Annotated in this window: 19 protein-coding genes; 5 read left to right on the forward strand and 14 right to left on the reverse strand. The window is 42.5% G+C overall.

Going from position 1 to position 21,881, the window contains the following annotated elements:
• Positions 1 to 10 precede the first annotated feature (10 nt).
• The 5 genes from alr to manA form a co-directional block, all read right to left on the reverse strand.
• Positions 11 to 1,138, reverse strand: coding sequence for an alanine racemase (gene alr, locus DW738_RS05835; RefSeq protein WP_120701667.1), 1,128 nt, complete (start codon positions 1,136 to 1,138; stop codon positions 11 to 13).
• A complete protein-coding gene (gene acpS, locus DW738_RS05840; RefSeq protein WP_023024231.1) occupies positions 1,128 to 1,490 on the reverse strand; it encodes a holo-ACP synthase in 363 nt (120 codons plus the stop codon). Before acpS ends, alr begins: the two co-directional genes overlap by 11 nt.
• 83 nt (positions 1,491 to 1,573) lie before the next feature.
• Positions 1,574 to 2,605 carry a 3-deoxy-7-phosphoheptulonate synthase gene (locus DW738_RS05845; protein ID WP_123160578.1) on the reverse strand — a complete coding sequence of 344 codons (1,032 nt, stop codon included), beginning with the start codon at positions 2,603 to 2,605 and terminating at the stop codon, positions 1,574 to 1,576.
• A 20-nt stretch (positions 2,606 to 2,625) separates the two neighbouring features.
• A complete protein-coding gene (secA, locus tag DW738_RS05850; RefSeq protein WP_023024235.1) occupies positions 2,626 to 5,145 on the reverse strand; it encodes a preprotein translocase subunit SecA in 2,520 nt (839 codons plus the stop codon).
• Positions 5,146 to 5,352: 207 nt separating this feature from the next.
• Complete coding sequence (gene manA, locus DW738_RS05855) at positions 5,353 to 6,297, reverse strand: mannose-6-phosphate isomerase, class I (RefSeq protein WP_123159519.1); 945 nt, start codon at positions 6,295 to 6,297, stop codon at positions 5,353 to 5,355.
• 143 nt (positions 6,298 to 6,440) lie between these two features.
• Here manA and queG point away from each other — a divergent pair, with 143 nt between their 5' ends.
• Positions 6,441 to 7,580, forward strand: coding sequence for a tRNA epoxyqueuosine(34) reductase QueG (queG, locus tag DW738_RS05860; RefSeq protein ID WP_120701664.1), 1,140 nt, complete (start codon positions 6,441 to 6,443; stop codon positions 7,578 to 7,580).
• A gap of 212 nt (positions 7,581 to 7,792) precedes the next feature.
• Here queG and DW738_RS05870 read toward each other — a convergent pair whose 3' ends face one another.
• The 4 genes from DW738_RS05870 to DW738_RS05885 form a co-directional block, all read right to left on the reverse strand.
• Positions 7,793 to 8,308: a phosphatase PAP2 family protein gene (locus DW738_RS05870; protein WP_117744631.1), complete on the reverse strand. Its 516-nt coding sequence runs from the start codon at positions 8,306 to 8,308 to the stop codon at positions 7,793 to 7,795.
• A gap of 44 nt (positions 8,309 to 8,352) precedes the next feature.
• On the reverse strand, positions 8,353 to 8,763 hold the full coding sequence (locus tag DW738_RS05875; RefSeq protein WP_123160579.1) for a peptide deformylase: 411 nt from the start codon (positions 8,761 to 8,763) through the stop codon (positions 8,353 to 8,355).
• Positions 8,764 to 8,871: 108 nt separating this feature from the next.
• Positions 8,872 to 9,765, reverse strand: coding sequence for a fructokinase ScrK (gene scrK, locus DW738_RS05880; protein ID WP_117744633.1), 894 nt, complete (start codon positions 9,763 to 9,765; stop codon positions 8,872 to 8,874).
• A 199-nt stretch (positions 9,766 to 9,964) separates the two neighbouring features.
• Complete coding sequence (locus DW738_RS05885) at positions 9,965 to 11,884, reverse strand: sucrose-specific PTS transporter subunit IIBC (RefSeq protein ID WP_123159523.1); 1,920 nt, start codon at positions 11,882 to 11,884, stop codon at positions 9,965 to 9,967.
• Positions 11,885 to 12,264: 380 nt separating this feature from the next.
• Between DW738_RS05885 and DW738_RS05890 the strand changes: the two genes are divergently transcribed.
• A complete protein-coding gene (locus DW738_RS05890) occupies positions 12,265 to 13,719 on the forward strand; it encodes a sucrose-6-phosphate hydrolase (protein WP_023024248.1) in 1,455 nt (484 codons plus the stop codon).
• On the forward strand, positions 13,700 to 14,665 hold the full coding sequence (locus DW738_RS05895; RefSeq protein ID WP_023024250.1) for a LacI family DNA-binding transcriptional regulator: 966 nt from the start codon (positions 13,700 to 13,702) through the stop codon (positions 14,663 to 14,665). The genes DW738_RS05890 and DW738_RS05895 overlap by 20 nt, the downstream gene beginning before the upstream one ends.
• 53 nt (positions 14,666 to 14,718) lie before the next feature.
• Here the strand turns inward: DW738_RS05895 and nusB are convergent, their stop codons facing one another.
• The 5 genes from nusB to uvrA form a co-directional block, all read right to left on the reverse strand.
• Positions 14,719 to 15,147, reverse strand: a complete 429-nt coding sequence (nusB, locus tag DW738_RS05900; protein WP_023024252.1) for a transcription antitermination factor NusB — start codon at positions 15,145 to 15,147, stop codon at positions 14,719 to 14,721.
• Positions 15,140 to 15,529, reverse strand: a complete 390-nt coding sequence (locus DW738_RS05905) for an Asp23/Gls24 family envelope stress response protein (RefSeq protein WP_123160580.1) — start codon at positions 15,527 to 15,529, stop codon at positions 15,140 to 15,142. The genes nusB and DW738_RS05905 overlap by 8 nt, the downstream gene beginning before the upstream one ends.
• Before the next feature lie 36 nt (positions 15,530 to 15,565).
• Positions 15,566 to 16,126 (reverse strand): elongation factor P, encoded by a 561-nt coding sequence (gene efp / locus DW738_RS05910; RefSeq protein ID WP_023024254.1) that lies wholly within the window; start codon positions 16,124 to 16,126, stop codon positions 15,566 to 15,568.
• 86 nt (positions 16,127 to 16,212) lie between these two features.
• Entirely contained in the window at positions 16,213 to 17,280 is a 1,068-nt protein-coding gene (locus DW738_RS05915; protein WP_117744637.1) for a Xaa-Pro peptidase family protein, read from the reverse strand.
• A complete protein-coding gene (uvrA, locus tag DW738_RS05920; RefSeq protein ID WP_117744638.1) occupies positions 17,277 to 20,102 on the reverse strand; it encodes an excinuclease ABC subunit UvrA in 2,826 nt (941 codons plus the stop codon). The genes DW738_RS05915 and uvrA overlap by 4 nt, the downstream gene beginning before the upstream one ends.
• 121 nt (positions 20,103 to 20,223) lie before the next feature.
• Between uvrA and DW738_RS05925 the strand changes: the two genes are divergently transcribed.
• Positions 20,224 to 21,168 carry a magnesium transporter CorA family protein gene (locus tag DW738_RS05925; protein WP_006597173.1) on the forward strand — a complete coding sequence of 315 codons (945 nt, stop codon included), beginning with the start codon at positions 20,224 to 20,226 and terminating at the stop codon, positions 21,166 to 21,168.
• A 28-nt stretch (positions 21,169 to 21,196) separates the two neighbouring features.
• Positions 21,197 to 21,871 carry a DUF1129 family protein gene (locus DW738_RS05930; RefSeq protein ID WP_123160581.1) on the forward strand — a complete coding sequence of 225 codons (675 nt, stop codon included), beginning with the start codon at positions 21,197 to 21,199 and terminating at the stop codon, positions 21,869 to 21,871.
• The last annotated feature ends 10 nt before the right edge of the window (positions 21,872 to 21,881 follow it).

Below are 21,881 nucleotides of genomic sequence, written 5' to 3' on the forward strand. Positions count from 1 at the left end.
CTTAAACAGCTTACTTCCCACTGACTTCCTTTGTTGGACGATAAACTCTTGGTACGCGATCGCTCAAGACACAAACCACCTCATAGTTGATCGTGCCTCTATAGACTGCTACATCCGTTGCCGTGATAGCTAGATCACCATCTGTTCCAATCAATACCACCTTGGTCCCAATCGGATAGGCCTTGGGTAGGCGAATGGTGATTTGGTCCATGGATACGCGACCGACAACTGGACAGAATTGACCATCAATAAGGACATGAAAACCTTGCATATCTCTAGTCCAGCCATCTGCATACCCAATCGGAATCGTCCCAATCCACTCTTCCTCAGTAGTCTGATAGGTCGCTCCATAGCCAACTGTCTGCCCCACCTCTAGTGGCTTGACATGCACCAATTCTGTTTCCAAACTTAAAGCAGGACGAATATTGTAAGGTAGTTCTAACTCTCTTCCACTTGGATTGAGGCCATACATGACATCGCCCAGTCGGACAGCATTAAAAATGGTATCAGCATGCCATAAAGTCGTTGCTGAATTGCTGGCGTGAACGATTTCTGGAGTATAGGGCAAAAGCTCCAACAGGGTCTTAAATCGTTGCAATTGTCCTTGGAAATGACGGTCATCTTTCTCGTCAGCTGTTGCAAAATGGGTAAAGATCCCTTCCACTTCTGCCCCATGGTTTCTTAATAAGATCATAGCCTCTTTCAAGTCTTCTGCTGAACGGAAACCAATTCGTCCCATTCCTGAATCCACTTTAATATGAAGCTTCAAACCAGTCAAATCAGACTTTTTAGCTAATAAAGATTTCAACCACTCGAGACTAGCCACTGTATAACGAATTCCTTCTTTGATGGCAATCTCTATGAAATCTATTGGAGCAACTCCCAAAATTAAAATCGGCTTTTCACCAGCTACTTGGCGTACTTCTATGGCTTCGTCTAGGTTGGAGACACAAAAAGCATCTACCATTGGCAATAAGCGTTCTACCACTGGCTGAACCCCATGGCCGTATGCATCGGCCTTGACAACCGCAAAGGTCAAGGTCTCTTTCGGAATATGGTCCTGTATTTGTCGAACATTATAGGCAATAGCCTCCACATCCACATATGCTCGCGTTGGTCTATGTATACTAGCTTTCATTTCTTTCCTCCAAAATGACACTGGTCGAAACTAAATCGCCTGAGTGACTAATCGAAACCCATATCTTTCCACTAAAAGGGGCTTTAGAAAAATAGGGAGCTCCTTTTTGATTGGTTAGAATTTCCAGATCCTGAAATCCTACTGGTCCAATTCCTGTTCCCCAAGCCTTGGAAAAGGCTTCTTTTGCAGACCATCGTCCGGCCAGGTATTCCATTTTCCGTTTCCCGGATAATTGATCGAATCGTTCTCGTTCTGTCTCTGTCAATACCTTGGAAGCAAATCTGGGATGTCTCTGGTAGGCTTCTTCAATGGATTGGATCGATTCGATATCTATCCCATGTCCAACAATCATATCTATTCCTCTTTGATAATTCTCTATCCGCAACTCCATTTAAGAAGGAAAGGGCTGAGAATGTTTTCTCCAGCCCTCTCCTCTTATTCAGCTACATACTGATATATTTCTCGTACTAAGCTTTCTGTCTTTTCCCAACCCAAGCATGGGTCCGTGATTGATTGACCAAATATTTCTGGTTGATCTTGACGACCGTCCTCTAGATAAGATTCAATCATAAATCCACGAACCACATCATGGATAATTGGATTCCAGCTTCGATTACTAAGGGTCTCTCTGACAATGCGAATCTGCTCAGCAAATTTTTTCCCAGAATTATCATGATTGGTATCAACCAAGATAAATGGATGTTGCAAGCCCAAGGCTTGGTAACGATGAGCAGCTTCTAGCAAATCTTCATAGTGGTAGTTTGGAATGTTTTTCCCATTCGCGTCTAAAGCTCCACGCAGAATAGCGTGTCCGAATGGATTTCCACTTGTCTCCACAGAACGACCATTATAGAAGAAATGATGCCCATGCTGTGCGGCATAAATCGCATTAAACATGACAGACAAATTTCCAGATGTCGGATTTTTCAATCCAGTTGGGACTGAAATTCCACTTGCTACAAATCGATGACCTTGATCTTCTACAGAACGGGCCCCAATAGCAACATAGGAAAGTAAATCTTCAACAAATGGGTATGTCTCTGGATACAAAAGTTCGTCTGCTGTTGTCAATCCGGTTTCGGTAATCACTCGATGATGCAGGCGACGAACTGCCTTTAAACCAGCTACAAAACTTGGTTCTGAAGCAGTATCCGGCTGATGCATCAAGCCTTTATAGCCATCTCCATTGGTCCGAGGCTTGGCAGTATAGACCCGCATCACAATGAAGACCCGATCTTTGACTTCTTCTTGAAGGGTTGCAAGGCGACGAGCATACTCCATCACTGCTTCCTCATTATCTGATGAACATGGTCCCATCACAAGCAAGATGCGCTTGTCTTCTCCCTTTAAAATAGAGGCTAGTTCACGGTCACGCGCTTCTTTGCGAGCCAACTGTTCACCTTCTAAGCGATAAAGAGAAGTTACTGCTGTTTCATCAATGATTGGGCTAGTAGCTGTAAAAGACATAGGCAGATCCTTTCATACGATTAGAGTTTTTTACCGTGGCAGTTTTTAAATTTCTTACCAGATCCACATGGACAAATGTCGTTACGTTTGATTTGGCTCAAATCAAGATCTTCTGGTAAATCAGTTTTTTGAGCAGCAATATTACGAGTCGCTGTCGTTGAAATACTATGTTCTGTACGTGGGCGCTCTTGTTCGTGAATTTGAGCTTTCATCATGAGACGAGTCACATCAAACTCAATAGAACCAATCATATCGTTGAACATACGGAATCCTTCAGATTGGTATTCAACCACTGGATTATTTTGCGCATAGCCACGGAGACCGACAGCATTACGCAATTGGTCTAAGGCATCGATGTGATCTGTCCATTTACTATCCACAACACGAAGGATCAAGACTTTTTGGAATTCTCTAACTGCTTCTTCATCGCGTAATTTCGCTACTTGGTTTTCATAAACCTCTTCAGCTCGTTGGAACAAGTAATCAATCACATCTTTATCCGATTTGCCTTCAATATCGCTCTCTGAAATGGTATCTTCAGGGACCAAATTGTATTTGGCAAAGTTCAAGATAGCTTCCGTACGTTCTTCCTTGCTTGAGTGGCTTGCCCCTTCAACGATCCGTTTAATGGTTCGTTTGATCATGGCCTTGATTTCTGGAGCCAAATCACGATCCGCTGTAATCACATCATAGCGTTGAGAGTAGATAATCTCGCGTTGCTCCCGCATGACGTCATCATACTGAAGGACTTGCTTACGAGTGTCATAGTTGTTCCCTTCCACTCGTTTTTGGGCTGCTTCAACTTGACGTGTAAACATGTTGGATCGGATGACAGATTCTTCTTCGCTTAGTTTGAAGCGGTCTAGCAAGGCTTTGATGCGCTCTGAACCGAAACGACGCATCAACTCATCTTCAAGAGAAAGGTAGAATTGAGATTCACCCGGGTCCCCTTGACGTCCGGAACGTCCACGCAACTGGTTATCAATACGACGGCTTTCATGACGCTCTGTACCAATGACACATAGTCCGCCCAATTCACGAACCCCTTCACCGAGCTTGATATCGGTACCACGTCCGGCCATGTTGGTCGCGATGGTAACGGCACCACGTTGACCCGCATTCATGATGATTTGAGCTTCTTTGTAGTGGTTTTTCGCATTCAAAACTTCGTGGGGAACTCCTGCTTCGACCAAGAGACGAGATAAATAGTCACTGGTTTCAACGGCAACGGTACCCACCAAGACTGGTTGCCCTTTTTCGTAACGTGCTTTTACATCTTCTACTACAGCCTTAAACTTCGATTTCAAGCTTGGGTAAAGAAGATCTGGATGGTCAATACGAGCAATCGGACGGTTTGTTGGAATTGGAATGACGCGAATGTTGTAAATTTCACGGAATTCTTCTTCTTCTGTCTTACCAGTACCTGTCATCCCTGAAAGTTTTTTGTACATCCGGAAGAGGTTTTGGTAAGTAATAGAAGCTGATGTTTTGGTTTCTTCTTGGACTGGTACACCTTCTTTAGCCTCAATCGCTTGGTGCAAGCCGTCTGAATAACGACGTCCTTCCATGGTCCGACCTGTAAATTGGTCGACGATCAAGATTTCTTGATCCTCACTGACCACATAGTCGATGTCCAAAATCATGATATAGTTGGCACGGAGGGCATTGTCAATGTAATGCGTTAAAGCAACATTTTCGATGTCATACAAGTTTTCAAGCTTAAAGTAGCTTTCAGCCTTATCAATCCCAGAATCTGACAAACCAATCGTTTTTGAAGGAACATCAATGATATAGTCTTCTTCTTCCAAAGATTTCACAAAGGCATCCGCCATGTGATAGAGTTGGCTAGTTTCTGTAGAAGTCTGACCTGAAACAATCAATGGAGTACGGGCTTCATCAATCAAGATCGAGTCTACCTCATCGACCAAGGCATAGTTCAAAGGACGTTGTACCATATTTTCGGCACGAACAACCATGTTATCACGCAAGTAGTCGAAACCGATTTCCGCATTGGTTGAATAGGTGATATCACAAGCATAAGCTTCTTGTTTTTCAGAAGGTGATTTTGCAGCCAGGTTGATCCCAACTGACAAACCAAGCCATGAGTACAATTCACCCATCTCTGTCGCATCACGTTCTGTCAGGTATTCATTGACCGTAACAACGTGAACCCCTTTACCAGATAGGGCATTCAAATACACCGGCATGGTCGCAGTCAAGGTTTTCCCTTCCCCTGTACGCATTTCTGGAACGTCACCATGGTGAAGAACAATCCCCCCCATGACCTGTACTTTATAAGGGAACAAGCCCAAGACACGCTTAGCACCTTCACGAACTACTGCGAAAGCTTCATAGAGGAGATCATCCAATGATTCACCATCTTGGTAGCGTTGTTTGAACTCTTCTGTTTTCGCCTTCAGTTCATCATCTGACAAGGCAGCCATTTGATCTTCATAGGAGAAGACCTTGTCTGCCATCTTTTCCAATCGTCTTAATTCACCTTTATCATTTTCGATAATTGTTTTTAATAAATTAGCCATTAGTATCCTTACTTTTCAAATTTCTTAAATTTTAAACGTTATTTTTATTATAGCACACTGTAGCTTATCCATCAAGAAATTCCATTGATTAGAAGATGGTTTCCCCCTCTTTTTTCCCTTATCCATTTCACCTTTTGCTCATCTATTAGAAAAATCCTTAAAACAACAAAAGGTTAAGTACTTGACGACTCAACCTTCTATCTACGTTTATGGATGACTGACAATTAATTCCATCTCTTCTCCTGATAAGGTCCAATTCTGGATATCACTCGTTAAGATAAAATGTTCTCCTTTTCCAATCGGATAATCTACCCTATCTACCTGAAGACTTCCTTGCCCTGAGAGAACGCTCACCAAACTATAATCATGGGTCTTTTCAAATCGAACTTCCCCATTGATGACCCATTTGTGAACACCAAAGAAGTCATTGGCCACTAACAAAGTCGATGACAAGTGGTCAACTTTTTCCTCAACTGGTCGGCTATTTGCCGGAGCACCTAAGTTCAGTACATCAATAGACTGTTCAATGTGCAATTCACGTAAATTCCCTTGATCATCTTTGCGATCAAAGTCGTAAACTCGATACGTCGTGTCGCTTGATTGCTGGGTTTCCAAAATCAAGATACCCGAACCAATGGCATGCATGGTTCCACTTGGAACATAGAAGAAATCTCCCGCTTTCACAGGAACCCGTGCTAAAAGATCATCCCATTCTTTGGCTTCGATCATTCGACGTAATTCTTCCTTGGACTGGGCGTGGTGACCATAGATAATCTCCGCCCCTTCATCCGCAGCAATAATATACCAGCATTCGGTTTTCCCAAGTTCTCCTTCATGCTCCATTCCATAGGCATCATCTGGATGAACCTGAACACTGAGCCAGTCATTGGCATCCAGAATCTTTGTCAATAAAGGAAAGACCGGTTCTGTTCGATCTCCAAATAATTCACGATGCTCTGCATAAAGTTGATCCAAGCCTATTCCAGCATAAGGCCCATTTTTAACAACTGAAACACCATGGGGATGGGCCGAAATAGCCCAGTATTCACCAACATGATCGCTCGGGATTTCATAGCCAAACTCATCTCGTAATCTAGTTCCACCCCAAATTTTTTCCTGCATGACGGATTGTAAAAATAACGGTTGTGACATACCTGCCTCCATATATCCTTGTATTCAATACCTTATTATACAAAATTTCATTCGTTTTTGAAAGCTCTACCAATCCCTTCATCCCCTTTTTAATTTTTTGCACGTTTTTCGCATTTTTACCGGCTTTTCGCTATAATAGGTATATGAATCTCAAAGAATCCATTATCGAATTGGCTCACTCCATCGGTATTTCAAAAATCGGTTTTACCACCGCAGATGATTTTTCCTATTTAGAAAAATCCCTCCGCCTAGCTGTAGAGGAAGGCCGAAATTCAGGGTTTGAGCACAAAAATATCGAAGAACGAATCCAGCCACGCTTAAGTTTAGCTTCTGCTAAAACAATTATTTCCATTGCCGTTGCATATCCTCACAAGTTAAAACAACAACCTCAGAAGACAGCCTATAAACGCGGAAAATTTACTCCCAACAGTTGGGGCATAGATTACCACTATGTCCTACAGGATAAGTTGGACCGCCTGGCTAAAGGGATTGAAGAATTGACGGCTAACTTCGAATACAAGGGCATGGTGGATACCGGAGCCTTGGTGGATACTGCCGTTGCTCAACGGGCTGGCATTGGATTTATCGGCAAGAATGGCCTCGTCATCTCAAAAGAATATGGTTCTTATATGTTTTTAGGGGAGCTTATCACCAACCTAGAAATTGAACCCGACCAAGCAGTCGACTATGGTTGTGGAGATTGTAACCGCTGTGTAGAAGCCTGCCCGACATCTTGCTTAATTGGAGATGGCACCATGAATGCCCGACGTTGTCTGTCCTTTCAGACCCAAGACAAGGGGATGATGGATATGGAATTCCGTAAAAAGATTAAAACGGTCATCTACGGCTGTGATATCTGTCAAATCTGTTGTCCCTACAATCGTGGTCTGGATAACCCACTAGCTACTGACATTGACCCTGAACTAGCTCACCCAGAATTAATCCCCTTTATCGAGCTATCCAATGGTCAATTCAAAGAAAAATTCGGAATGGTCGCTGGTAGTTGGCGGGGGAAAAATATCCTTCAGCGAAATGCCATCATTGCCTTGGCCAATGCGAACGACCGGTCTGCCATCCCTAAACTTCTAGAAATTATCGAAACTTCGCAAAACCAGATTCATATTGCAACAGCCATTTGGTCTCTGGGGGAGCTGATTCGAGAAGTCACACCTGACTTGGTTGATTTATTAACTTCCCTCAAAAACCCAAGTCCTGCTATTATAGAAGAACGCGAACGGTTTTTCCAAAAATTCCATCTAGATGAAATAACGATACAAAAATAGAGAGTGGGACAGAAATCGGTCATTCGTTAGAATTCGATTTCGTCGTCCCACCTCCGCACAGTTGAGTAGGGCTATAAAAGCTGATGCAATCAGCGAAGTAGAGCCCACTCAACCACTGCGTCTTGCTCGACTATCCAAAGACAATTGAGAGGCTAGGACTTTGGTCCCAGCCTCTTTTATAGTTCACCTCATCCTTCTTCCTGACCTTATTCTTAAAAAAGCCCCAAGGGATAAAACCAAAAGAACCCCCAAAGAATAGCAGATAAAAAACCAACCACAACATCACGAACAAAATGGACTCCAGCCAGAACACGAACCCCCGCCAATAGAAGAGCCAAGGACAGACCAAGGACCGATAGAAGAGGATGCACTCCCCAGGCTACTGTAGAAATGATCGCCGCAGAAAAGACGTGCCGACTTGGCATGGAACTTCCCTTCCCCTCTCGATTCAGTAACGGAGGGAAAGTCCCAAGCTCATAGGGACGCGGCCAATCCATTCGTTTTCGAATGACACTTAATACAATAAAACCAGTTGCTGGTACCAAAAGATAAGCAAGCACAATCCAAGTCTTGGTAGTCTTTAGATAGGCTGCCCAAAGAACATAGAAATAAAGGAGAGGCATCAACAAGGTGACGAGCCTATTGGTCCACTTTAATAAAGAAAGATAATAGGGATGGGTCACAAAAAATGGTCTAACCCGTTCATAGAACAAACATTCTTTTTTCATAAGGATTTTCTCTTCAATCAGTCATTTAACAAGCAACAGCTCATCTAGATCAAAATCCCTTCCAGGTGATCGAGCTCATGCTGGCAAATCTGGGCCACAAAACCTTCTAAGCATATGAGCTGAGGTTTCCAATTGGTATCACGGTAGGAAACTTGAATCTTTTCAAAGCGACTTGTCTTTCGACTTCCTGGCAAAGAAAGACAGCCTTCTTCTGTCTCATAAATCCCTTCTTTCTTAACTAGAACAGGATTAAAGAGAACCAAGGGCATCAAACCTAGTTGGATGATGATCACCCGCTTACGTACACCAATCATATTAGCAGCCATGCCAACACAGGCTTCCTGGTGAGCTCGTAGGGTATCTTGTAAATCTTGCGCCAAATACAAATCCTCTTTTGTCGCTTCTTCAGACACTTGACTCAAAAAGAAGGGATCCTTCATAATGGCTTTTTCCATCATTTCTCCTCTCTTGCTAAAAAAGAGAAGGTCATTCATCCATCTTCCCGACGAAGAACTCCCTCCCCCTAGCATTTTGATGCTTTATGTTATTTCAACCTTAACTTATTAGTCTTTTTTGCTGACTTGTTTTGCTAAGACAAAGTTACCCAAGGTCGCTGAACCATTTCCTGCTACTGCTGGTGTTACGATATAGTCCCGAACATCTGGCACTGGTAAATAGCCGTTCAATAAGACGGTGAATTTTTCACGAACGCGATCCAACATGTGTTGTTGTGCCATCACTCCTCCACCAAATACAATCACATCTGGGCGGAAGGTTACAGTTGCATTGACAGCAGCTTGGGCAATATAGTAGGCTTGGATATCCCATACAGAGCTATTCAGTTCAATATTTTCCCCACGAATACCGGTACGAGCTTCCAAGCTTGGGCCAGCCGCAAGACCTTCTAAACAGCCTCTGTGGAATGGACACACACCATTAAATTCTTTTTCAACATCCATCGGGTGTTTGGCAACATAATAATGGCCCATCTCAGGATGTCCCACTCCACCAATGAATTCACCACGCTGGATGACACCTGCACCAATCCCTGTACCAATTGTGTAGTAAACTAAGTTCTCAATACGACCACCCGCATTATTACGAGCCACGACCTCACCATAAGCTGAGCTATTCACATCAGTGGTGAAGTAAATCGGTACATTCAAGGATCGACGGAAAGCTCCCACCACATCTACATTTGCCCAATGTGGTTTGGGAGTTGTTGTAATAAAACCATAGGTCTTTGAATTCTTATCAATATCAATCGGTCCAAATGAACCAATGGCTAAACCAGCAAGACTTTCAAATTTAGAGAAAAACTCAATACATTTATCAAGGGTTTCAATTGGGGTTGTTGTCGGAAACTGTGTCTTTTCAATGACGTTATTATTTTCGTCACCTACAGCACAAACAAACTTTGTTCCACCAGCTTCAAGACTTCCATATAATTTAGTCATATCAAACCTCTTTTTCAATTCTCTTTTTTTCTATTATATCACAAAGGGAAACGGTTCACTTCTATTCCTTATAGAAAAAACTACTCTTATTTATGTTTAAACATTAGGTGAGCGGCTTTTTTATTCCAAGCCTCACCTCCAAACAAAATTCAAGGACTGGAGGAAGCCCTAACCAGTCCTTGAGTAATCCTATTTTAGATTATGCTTTTACTTCAATAATCGCATCGCCTTTAGCAACTGCACCATTAGCTACTGGAGTTACTGAAGCATAATCAGCTGTGTTTGTGACGATGACCATTGTTGTATCATCAAGACCAGCTGCTGCAATTTTAGCAGAATCAAATGTTCCAAGAACATCGCCAGCTTTGACCTTGTCACCTTGAGCAACTTTCTGATCAAATCCTTCACCGTTCATTGAAACTGTATCAATCCCAACGTGGATCAAAACTTCAGCACCATTGGCTGTCTTCAAGCCAAAAGCATGTCCAGTTGCAAAAGCAATGGTTACTTCAGCATCCGCCGGAGCGTATACAACACCTTCAGTTGGTTTGATGGCAATCCCTTGTCCCATAGCACCACTTGAGAATACAGGGTCATTTACGTTTTCTAAAGCAACCGCTTGACCAATGATTGGAGAGATGATGGTTTCATCTTGAAGAGATGCTGGAACAGTTCCAGTTGTTTCTTCTTCAATAATTGCACCAGCTTCTTCGTCTTCTGCAGGAACTGATGAAGCTTCATCTTCGTAACCGAACATATATGTCAAACCAAAACTTAGTGCAGTTGTAAATACAACCATAAATACATATTTCAATAATTGACCGTTTAGATAGAGAAGTGTTCCTGGAATAATTGTAATACCAAATCCTGTACCAGCAAGGTTTAACATAGATGCAATCCAACCACCTACAGCACCTGCTCCCAAAGCAATAACGAATGGTTTCACATAACGCAAGTTCACACCAAAGATTGCAGGCTCAGTAATACCTAATAAGGCAGAAATAGTTGCAGGAAATGCTAAAGCTTTCACTTTTTGAGATTTTGATTTCACTGCCACCGCTAAAGTCGCACCAGCTTGTGCAGTCATAGCAGCTGTAATAATTGCATTAAATGGATCTTTTTTATCCGAAGTAATTAATTGCGATTCAAGAAGGTTAAAAATATGATGGACACCAGTAACGACAATCAACTGATGAACCCCACCGATAAGAAGACCTGCAAGGCCGAATGGTAAATTTAAAATAAACTTAGTTGCATTCAGTACATGTTCCTCGATGCTGTGGAAGAATGGTCCAATAATAAACAAAGCGAGGAATGACATGATTGTTAATGTAAATAATGGAACCAATAACAAATCTAAGACATCTGGAATTTTCTTATGGAGCCATTTTTCAAGTTTTGCACCAATTAGACCAACGAAGAAAGCGGGAAGAACTGAGTTCTGGAATCCAACTACATGATGGAAGATACCAAAGAATGTTGCTGCTTTAGAAGGATCTTCCGCTACAACCCACGCATTAGGAAGTGTCGGACTAACCATCATCAAACCAATTACAATTCCAAGAACAGGATTTCCTCCAAACACTCGGAACGCAGACCATGAAATCAAGGCTGGGAAGAAAGCAAACGCAGTATCTGTCAAAATTGTTGAATAGGTATAGAAATCTGTAGATTTAAATGCGTCTGCTGTAGTACCAAACAAAGCCAGCACTTGATCTTGAGCAATAGCACCACGAATTCCCATAAACAAACCAGTTGCAACGATTGCTGGCAAAATTGGGACAAAAACATCTCCGAAGGTACGGATTGCGCGTTGGAACCAATTTCCTTGTTTCGCTGCTTCAGCTTTCATTTCATCTTTTGAAGAAGTTGGCAAGCCTAGAGCTACTACTTCATCGTAGATCTTATTTACAGTACCAGTACCAAAGATGATTTGGTATTGACCTGAGTTAAAGAAAGCTCCCTGTACTTTTTCAATGTTCTCAACAACATCTTTGTTGATTTTTGATTCATCTTTAACCATCACGCGAAGACGAGTCGCACAGTGAGCAACACTGCTAACGTTCTCAACTCCACCGATTGCATCGATGACTTTTTTTGCAATTTCTGTATTTGACATTTGCAAAAATCTCCTTATTTTTTATTGTTTTGAAAACGGTTAAACCATCTCTACGCTCTTAATTGTACCACGTATTAAGAATATGTCAACCGTTTTGCAGAATGTTTTTGGTGTTTATTTGCGATTTTTGATTGTTTGAAAGATGGATTTCTTATTTTCATTCACTAAAAAGCCCGTATGCTCTATATAAAAACCTCTATCTTGTTTTTGAATTTTCAAAAACTTTCATACTTTCATTTATTTTCATAAATCAAAACTAGGCTTGACTTCGATATTTTATGATAAACGTTTGACATTTTTTCTCAATTATTTGGCCAAATTCTTGCTTTTTTTTTTAGAAATCGGTACTATGGAAGTAAGAAAAATTTTGGAGGAGTCAAATGGAATGGACAACCGAACTTCGGTACAAACGGTATGAAGACTGGACCGAAGAAGAAAAGAAACAAATTAAAGAAAATATGGCCAAATCCCCTTGGCATACTCACTACCATGTTGAACCAACATCTGGTCTCTTAAATGATCCAAATGGTTTCTCTTATTTTGACGGCAAATGGATCCTCTTTTACCAAAACTTTCCGTTTGGAGCCGCACATGGATTGAAGTCTTGGGTACAACTCGAAAGTGACGATTTAGTCCATTTTAACGAAACCGGAGTGAAGGTCTTTCCAGACACACCTTTAGATAGCCATGGAGCCTATTCTGGATCAGCTATGCAATTCGATGACAAACTTTTCTTATTCTATACAGGAAATGTACGAGATGAGAACTGGATCCGCCATCCCTACCAAATCGGGGCTTTGATGGACAAAGAAGGAAAGATTGAAAAAATCAACAAAATCTTGATTGATCAACCTGCTGATTCTACTGATCACTTCCGTGACCCACAGATTTTTAATTTCAAAGGCCAATACTACGCCATTGTCGGTGGTCAAGACCTTGAGAAAAAAGGATTCGTTCGTCTTTACAAAGCAGTGAATAACGATTATACCAACTGGGTTGAAGTAGGAGATCTTGATTTCAACAATGATCGTACAGCTTATATGATGGAATGTCCTAACTTGGTCTTCGTCGGCGAGCAACCTATCCTTCTTTATTGCCCTCAAGGTTTGGACAAAGCGGTCCTCGATTACGACAATATCTACCCAAATATGTATAAGATTGGGGCTTCTTTTGATCCTGAACAGGCTCGTTTAGTTGATGTATCTGAATTGCAAAACTTAGACTATGGCTTCGAAGCCTATGCAACTCAAGGCTTCAATGCTCCTGATGGAAGAGCCTTAACTGTTAGCTGGTTAGGTCTACCAGATGTCGCTTACCCATCTGATCGTTATGACCACCAAGGAGCTTTCTCTTTGGTCAAAGAGCTAAGTATTAAGGACGGTAAACTTTATCAATATCCAGTTGAAGCTATAAAAGAGCTCCGCTCCTCTTCATCCGAGTTTCGTAACAAAGAGGTTACCAACAATTGTTACGAGTTAGAATTAGCCTTTGAAGCGAATAGCAAAAGTGAGATTGTTCTCCTAGCAGATAAAGAAGGAAAAGGTCTTTCTATTACTTTCGATATTGCAAATGGTCAAGTCATTGTCGATCGTAGCCAAGCTGGTGAACAATATGCCCAAGAGTTTGGGACTACTCGTACTTGCCCGATCGAAAACCAAGCTACAACTGCTACTATTTTCGTCGATCATTCTATTTTTGAAATTTTTATCAACAAAGGAGAAAAAGTATTCTCTGGTCGCGTCTTCCCGCATGCTAATCAAACTGGTATTTTGATTAAATCTGGAACACCTACTGGAACATACTACGAACTAGACTATGGTCGCAAAGCTCACTGATGTCGCCAAATTAGCTGGCGTCAGCCCTACGACAGTTTCACGAGTCATCAATAAAAAGGGCTATTTATCTGAAAAAACTATCTCAAAAGTCAAAGAGGCCATGAGGGAGTTGGGCTACAAGCCTAATACAATCGCTCGGAGCCTACAAGGAAAATCAGCCAAATTAATCGGCTTAATCTTCCCAAAAATCAGTCATGTCTTCTATGCAGAATTAATCGATAAATTGGAAGAAGAACTGTTCAAACATGGGTATAAAACCATTATTTGTAATAGCGAGCATGATTCTGAAAAAGAACGTGAATACATTGAAATGCTAGAAGCCAATCAAGTAGATGGTATTATTTCTGGTAGTCATAATCTGGGAATTGAAGATTATAACCGAGTTACAGCTCCTATCATCGCTTTTGACCGAAACCTATCACCTGAGATCCCTGTCGTCTCCTCAGATAACTACGCCGGTGGCGTCCTTGCTGCGGAAACCCTTGCCAAGACAGGCGCAAAGAAGATTATCATGATTACGGGGAATGATAACTCCAATTCCCCAACAGGTCTTCGCCATGCAGGGTTTGCTTCGGTACTGCCAGGAGCACAAATCATTAATGTTTCTAGTGATTATTCCCCCATTCGCAAAGAAATGGAAATCAAGTCTATCTTGACCCAGCAAAAACCTGATGCTATCTTTGCATCTGACGATCTAACGGCGATTTTGGTGATGAAAATTGCTGATGAACTCGGCATTTCAATTCCAGAAGACCTCAAAGTCATTGGCTACGACGGGACCTACTTTATTGAAAAATTTTTCCCCCGTCTAACCACCATCAAGCAACCTTTACAAGAGATTGCTCACCTGACGGTCGATCTTCTTCTACAGAAAATCGAAGGGAAAGAGGTAAAGACTACAGGCTATTTTCTCCCTGTTAGTGTTTTACCCGGCAAAAGTGTGTAAATGAGTAAGAAATTAATCACAAAAAAGAAGCCACCTTTTAGGTAGCTTCTTTTTTATTCTGCTTCCGTCACAAATTGGCTTAAGACACCATTCACAAACCGAGCAGATTTCTCATCTGAAAAAGTTTTTGCTAATTCAATTGCTTCATTCACCGCAACCAATTGAGGTGTATCAAAGGAAGTCATTTCAAACACACCCAAGCGAAGAATGTTTTTCTCCACTAGAGTCAAGCGTTCTACGGTCCAGCCAGTTTTCAAGTGTTGGGCAATCTGTTGATCCAATTCATCCTTTGATTGACGAACACCCGATACCAAATTGAGGAGAAAAGCTGGAATTTCCACTTCCTGGTCTGTTTCCTCTTTGTCATGAGTAAAAGCAAATCGACACGCTTCTACAACATCCCCTTCATACTCTAAACTCATCAGAGCTTGAAAGGCACGCTCCCGTAGATCACGACGTGATTCAAATAAAATATCAGTCATTGAGGAAATCCTCATTAAACAAATCTTTCAAATCAGGTTTCGCTGCTTTTTCAGTCACGATTCCAACTACATGGATGTTGACATCATCCAATGTGACATCCGCCATATTGTAGACAGCTGTTTTAACTGCTCTTTGGATTGCAACCGCTACTTTAGGGACTGCCACACCATACTCTAGATAGAGGTAAATATCAACAGAGATTTGACCATCTTCTTGTGTACGAAGGTAAACCCCACGACCAAGAGCACGTTTTGAAAGGCTATCCGATACACTCTTGTTTTCAAGAGAATGAACACCATCTACTTTTGCAGTCGCAATCGCAATAATTTTTTCTAGCACACGAGGTGCAATGACGATTTCGCCGTATTGTTCAGTTGCCATAGAAGTTCCTTTCTATCAGACCTATTTTAGAGCTGATTAGGCACGAGAAACGTAAGTTCCTTCAGCTGTATTGATAATCAATTTTTGTCCTGCTTCGATGAAGTCTGGAACGTTAACCACAAGACCTGTTTCCATTGTAGCTGGTTTACCAGAACCTGTAACTGTAGCACCTTTAATAGATGGTTGAGTTTCAGCAACTGTCAATTCAACAGTTGTAGGAACAGTCACCCCAATCACTTCGTTTCCATAGAATTGGATTTTCACTTCTGAGTTTTCAAGGATGTAAAGCAACTCGTTCTCAACATTGGCAACAGGAATTTCATATTGGTCGTATGTTTCAGTATTCATGAAGTAAGCTGTGTCATCCATTTTATACAAATATTGAGCTGGTACTGTTTCAATAATAGCTTGCTCAAATTTTTCTTCTGGACGGTAGCTTGTATCAAAAGTTGAACCAGTACGAACATCACGCAATTTCATACGCATGATAGTATTTCCTTTACCTGGTTTGTGGTGGCTAGCTTCCAAAACGCGGATCAATTTTCCATCAGCTGTTTCAAAAGTCATACCAGCTTTCAACTTACTTGCTTCAATCATGTTTTCATACCTCTTTTTAAAAAATATATTACTCTTTATTCTATCACAAATGCTCAGATTTCTCAAATCTGTCTCTGCAAATTTCCTTAGATCACAATCAACTCTTTTGGTGCAAGGGTCAAGACTTCACAGCCGCTTTCCGTAATCAAAAGATCATCTTCAATCCGGACACCTGATAGACCTTCAATGTAGATTCCTGGCTCATCTGTCAAAACCATCCCCGCCTTGATAACTTCTTTTGATGCTTGGTTGAAGTAGGGTTCTTCATGGATATCCAAACCAATTCCATGTCCAATTCCATGAGTAAAGTACTGACCGTATCCTGCAGCCTCAATAATGTCTCGAGGAATTTTATCAAAATCACGGAAACCTAGTCCATCCTTCGCTTCAGCAATGAGAGCTTGGTTGGCTTTCAAGACCGTTTCGTAAATTTCTCTTTCCTTATCGCTGACATGACCTACATAAATGGTCCGGGTCATATCACTCACGTAATGGTTGTAAAGACAGCCAAAGTCCAAGGTCAAGGCATCCCCAGCAGAGATAATGCGATCACTAGGAGTCGCATGGGGCATAGCAGAGCGTTCTCCCGCAGCAGAGATGATATCAAAGGATACACCTGAAGCTCCCAATTCTCGCATTCTGAAATCCAGGAAGGTCGCAGCTTCTAACTCTGTTGTTTGACCAACCTTGATAAATTCAAGCACATCTAGGAAGGCTTGATCTGAAATACTGCAGGCCTTGCGGATGGTTGCCACTTCTGTCTCATCTTTAATCAAACGAAATTCCATCACAAAATCAGACAAGGCCCTTAGAGAGACTCCTGAGAAAGCCGTTGCCAGACGGGTCTGATAGGCAACTGTGATCTCATCCTCAAAGCCAAGTTCATGGATAGCTGCATCTTTGACAATTTTTGCTGCTTCTTCCAATTCATTGCGGGTCTCAACAATCTCAACAAAGGGGAAACAAGTCGCATGGGCATGAATGGTATAGCGAGAATCCGTAAAGAGGACCACGCGCTCTTCTGTTACCAAAACAGTCCCATTTGATCCCCAGAAACCTGTCAAATAGTAAACATTTTTCAAGTTGTTAATGAGGACAGCTTTTAGATCCTGTGCCTTCATTTTAGTTCGTAGATTTGTAATTCGTTGGTTCATTGTAATTTCCCTTTCAAATACTGTCCTGTAAAGCTAGCTGGGTTGCTGGCTACTTCTTCTGGTGTCCCTGTTGCAATAATGGTACCACCACCGACACCACCTTCTGGTCCTAAGTCGATGATATGGTCCGCTGTCTTAATCACATCCAAGTTGTGCTCAATGACCAAAACGGTATTGCCATCATCTACAAAGCGTTCCAAGACCTTGAGCAAACGAGAGATATCCTCTGTATGAAGACCTGTTGTCGGCTCATCCAAAATATAGAAGGACTTACCAGTTGAGCGCTTATGAAGCTCGGAAGCCAACTTCATCCGCTGGGCTTCTCCTCCGGAAAGTGTCGTTGCCGGCTGTCCCAGGGTCACATAGCCCAAGCCGACATCCTTGATGGTTTGTAATTTGCGATTGATCTTTGGAATGTGTTTAAAGAAATCGACTGCATCATTGACGGTCATGTCCAAAACCTGGGAGATATTCTTTTCTTTATAGTGAACTTCCAGGGTTTCACTGTTGTAGCGGCGCCCATGGCAGACTTCACACGGGACATAGACATCCGGTAGGAAATGCATCTCAATCTTGATAATACCATCTCCCGAGCAAGCCTCACACCGGCCCCCTTTGACATTGAAACTAAAGCGGCCTTTTTTGTAGCCTCTAATCTTGGCTTCATTGGTTTGGGCAAAGAGATCGCGAATATCGTCAAATACTCCTGTATAGGTAGCTGGATTTGAGCGTGGAGTGCGCCCAATCGGACTTTGATCGATATCGATCAGTCGATCAATGTGCTCGACACCTGAAATGGTTTTGTATTTCCCTGGTTTCTCCGAATTGCGATTCAATTTTTGAGCCAGAACCTTTTTCAAAATACTGTTGACTAAGGTTGACTTCCCTGAGCCAGAAACGCCAGTTACAGCAATGAACTTGCCAAGCGGGAAGCGTGCTGTCACCTCTTTTAAGTTATTTTCAGCGGCACCTGTCAGCTCGATAAAGCGTCCGTTGCCTACCCGCCGTTCAGTTGGTACTGGAATGGCCCGTTTACCAGAAAGATACTGACCAGTGATGGATTTGCTATTGCGGGCTACCTGCTTAGGCGTTCCAGCCGCAACAATCTCGCCTCCAAAGACTCCGGCTCCTGGACCGACGTCGATCAGATAATCAGCTTCTCTCATGGTATCCTCATCGTGTTCGACGACGATCAAGGTATTTCCCAAATCACGCATCTTCTTAAGACTAGCAATCAAGCGGTCATTGTCCCTTTGATGGAGACCGATTGACGGCTCATCTAGGATATAGAGGACTCCTGAGAGATTGGAACCAATCTGAGTTGCCAAGCGAATCCGCTGACTCTCCCCCCCAGATAGAGTCCCGGCCGAGCGAGAAAGGGTCAGATAACTCAAGCCAACATTGTTCAAGAAGCTCAAGCGATCCTTGACTTCTTTGAGAATCGGACGAGCAATGGTCTCTTCATTCTTGGTTAATTGGAGATCAGCTATCACCTTCAGATGGTCCTCAATGGACAAGTCAGAGATTTGCCCGATATGTAGCCCCTTCTCTCCTCCTACTCGGACAGACAAGGCCTGGTCATTCAAGCGATAACCATGGCAGGTGGCACAAGTCAATTCATTCATGTAGGACAACATCTGATTGCGGGTGAAGTCACTAGAAGTTTCGTGGTAGCGGCGATTGATGTTGGTGACGACTCCTTCAAAAGGAATGTCAATATCGCGAACCCCACCAAATTCATTCTCATAATGGAAATGGAACTCCTTGCCATCAGACCCATAAAAAATTAAGTGGCGGTCTTCTGGAGATAAGTCTTCAAAGGGCTTGTCCATATCAATCCCAAACTGGATCATAGCCTGTTCCAACATCTGAGGATAGTAATTAGAGGAAATCGGGTTCCATGGTGCAAGCGCTCCTTCACGGAGAGTCTTGCTAGAATCTGGAACAACCAAATCCAAGTCCACTTCTAGCTTGATCCCTAGTCCATCACAATCTGGACAAGAGCCAAAGGGGGCATTAAATGAAAAGAGGCGGGGTTCCAATTCAGGGACGGTAAAGCCACATACCGGGCAAGCATAATGCTCTGAAAAGAGCAGTTCATTGTCGTCCATAGTATCAATGACCACGTAGCCATCTGCGATCCGGAGAGCTGCTTCTACAGAGTCAAAGAGACGAGAACGAATGCCGTCTTTGATGACAATCCGGTCTACGACAACCTCGATGGTGTGCTGCTGGCTTTTTGACAACTCTGGGATCTCTGTCACATCAAAGATCTCACCATCCACACGCACCCGGACATAGCCATCTTTTTGAACCTTTTCGATGATATTCTTATGCTGGCCTTTTTTCTTGCGAACAATGGGAGCTAAGATTTGCAGGCGTTGGCGATCTGGCAGTTCCAAAACTTGGTCTACAATCTGCTCGACCGAAGAAGCGGTGATCGCCCCATGGCCATTGATACAGTAGGGAGTCCCCACACGAGCATATAAAAGACGTAAGTAATCGTTGATTTCCGTTGTCGTACCAACCGTTGACCGCGGATTTTTGCTGGTTGTTTTTTGGTCAATGGAAATGGCGGGGCTTAAGCCATCAATCGAGTCCACATCAGGTTTTTCCATATTTCCTAAAAACTGGCGAGCATAGGCTGATAAACTCTCTACGTAACGTCTTTGTCCTTCTGCATAGAGAGTGTCAAAGGCTAAGCTCGATTTCCCAGAACCCGATAAACCAGTGACCACAACCAGCTTGTCTCGAGGGATTTCAACATCAATATTTTTTAAATTATGAGCACGCGCTCCATGAATGACAATTTTATCGAGCATTTCTTCCACTTTTCATCAATTTATTTATCCTTCATTATATCAAATTTTTCAGCATTCTTTTATCCAAAAGCGTGCTTTTTCTGTTATAATGTTAAGGTGTAAAAAAACAAGGGGAGGCACCATGAAACAGGTCTTTTTATCAACAACGACTGAATTTAAAGAAATAGAGACACTGGAACCCGGTAGCTGGATCAACCTTGTCAACCCTTCCCAAAGTGAATCGATGGAAATCGCCTCTGCTTTTAACATCGATATTGCTGACTTACGGGCACCACTCGATGCGGAAGAAATGTCTCGTATGACCATCGAAGATGAGTATACCTTGATCATCGTAGACGTTCCCATCAAGGAAGAGCGGAACAATCAGACCTACTACGTCACCATTCCTTTAGGAATTATCCTAACAGAAGAGGCCATCATCACCACTTGCTTGGAAGAGTTGCCTCTCCTAGACACCTTTATCAATCGTCGCTTACGAAATTTCTATACCTTTATGCGGTCCCGCTTCATCTTCCAGATCCTTTATCGCAATGCTGAACTTTATTTGACTGCGCTTCGTACTTTGGATCGTAAAAGCGAGCAGATTGAAAGTCAACTGCACAAATCAACGCGTAATGAAGAGCTGATTGAGTTGATGGAGCTGGAAAAGACCATTGTCTACTTCAAGGCCTCACTGAAAACCAATGAGCGCGTGATCAAGAAATTGACCAGCGCTACTAGTAACATCAAGAAATACCTGGAAGATGAGGATCTGTTGGAAGATACCTTGATCGAGACCCAACAGGCCATCGAGATGGCGGATATTTATGGAAACATCCTCCACTCCATGACCGATACCTTCGCATCGATCATCTCTAACAACCAGAATAACATCATGAAGACCTTGGCCATGGTGACCATCGTCATGTCCATCCCAACCATGATTTTCTCAGCCTACGGGATGAACTTCAAGAACAATGATCTTCCGCTCAACGGGGAACCTAATGCCTTTTGGCTCATTATCTTTATCGCCTTCGCCATGACCGGCTCCCTCGTCGTCTACCTCATCCATAAAAAATGGTTCTAACACCTACAAATATAACTAAGGAGTATGTATGTCTCAATTTGATTTGACCCAATTAAGTAAGAAAAACCAAGAATTCGTTCGTATCGCTAAACACCAATTAATTGAAAATGGCAAAACAGAAGAAGAGGCTACCAGCCTGATTGAAGAGATTCTTCCAGCTATCTTTGAAAACCAACCAAAAGGAGTAACGGCGCGAACTCTCTTTGGTGCGCCAACTGCTTGGGCCAATGCATTTAGCAATCAGGAACGCTATGAAAAAGAGCATCCAAAAGAAAATGATACTCCTCTTCTCATGATTACGGATTCCTTCCTTCTCGTCTTCGGTCTCTTTGCTGCGATTTCAGCCTTCATGAACTTATTTGCACCTCAGGGAACTACTTATGGACTTCTCACCTTGACTCTTGGTAGCTTGGCTGGTGGGGTTGTGCTCTATTTGATGTATTACTACTTCTATCAGTACTACGATGTTTCAAAACGTGGCATGAAACGTCCGGCTCTAACCAAGTCACTCCCTATCTTAATGTTGGCGATGATTCTTTGGGTGGTGATTCTCATGGTCACTGCTCTGCTCCCACAATTCCTCAACCCGCGTGTACCAAACTGGTTCATGCTCTTACTCGGTGGTGGGGCTCTTCTTCTCCGCTACTACTTGAAGAAAAAATACAATATCAAGAGTGCCAATACAGCACCTCAACGACGCTAAACAAAAACGG

This window comes from Streptococcus sp. AM28-20 (assembly GCF_003603595.1).
Lineage (GTDB): Bacteria > Bacillota > Bacilli > Lactobacillales > Streptococcaceae > Streptococcus > Streptococcus ilei.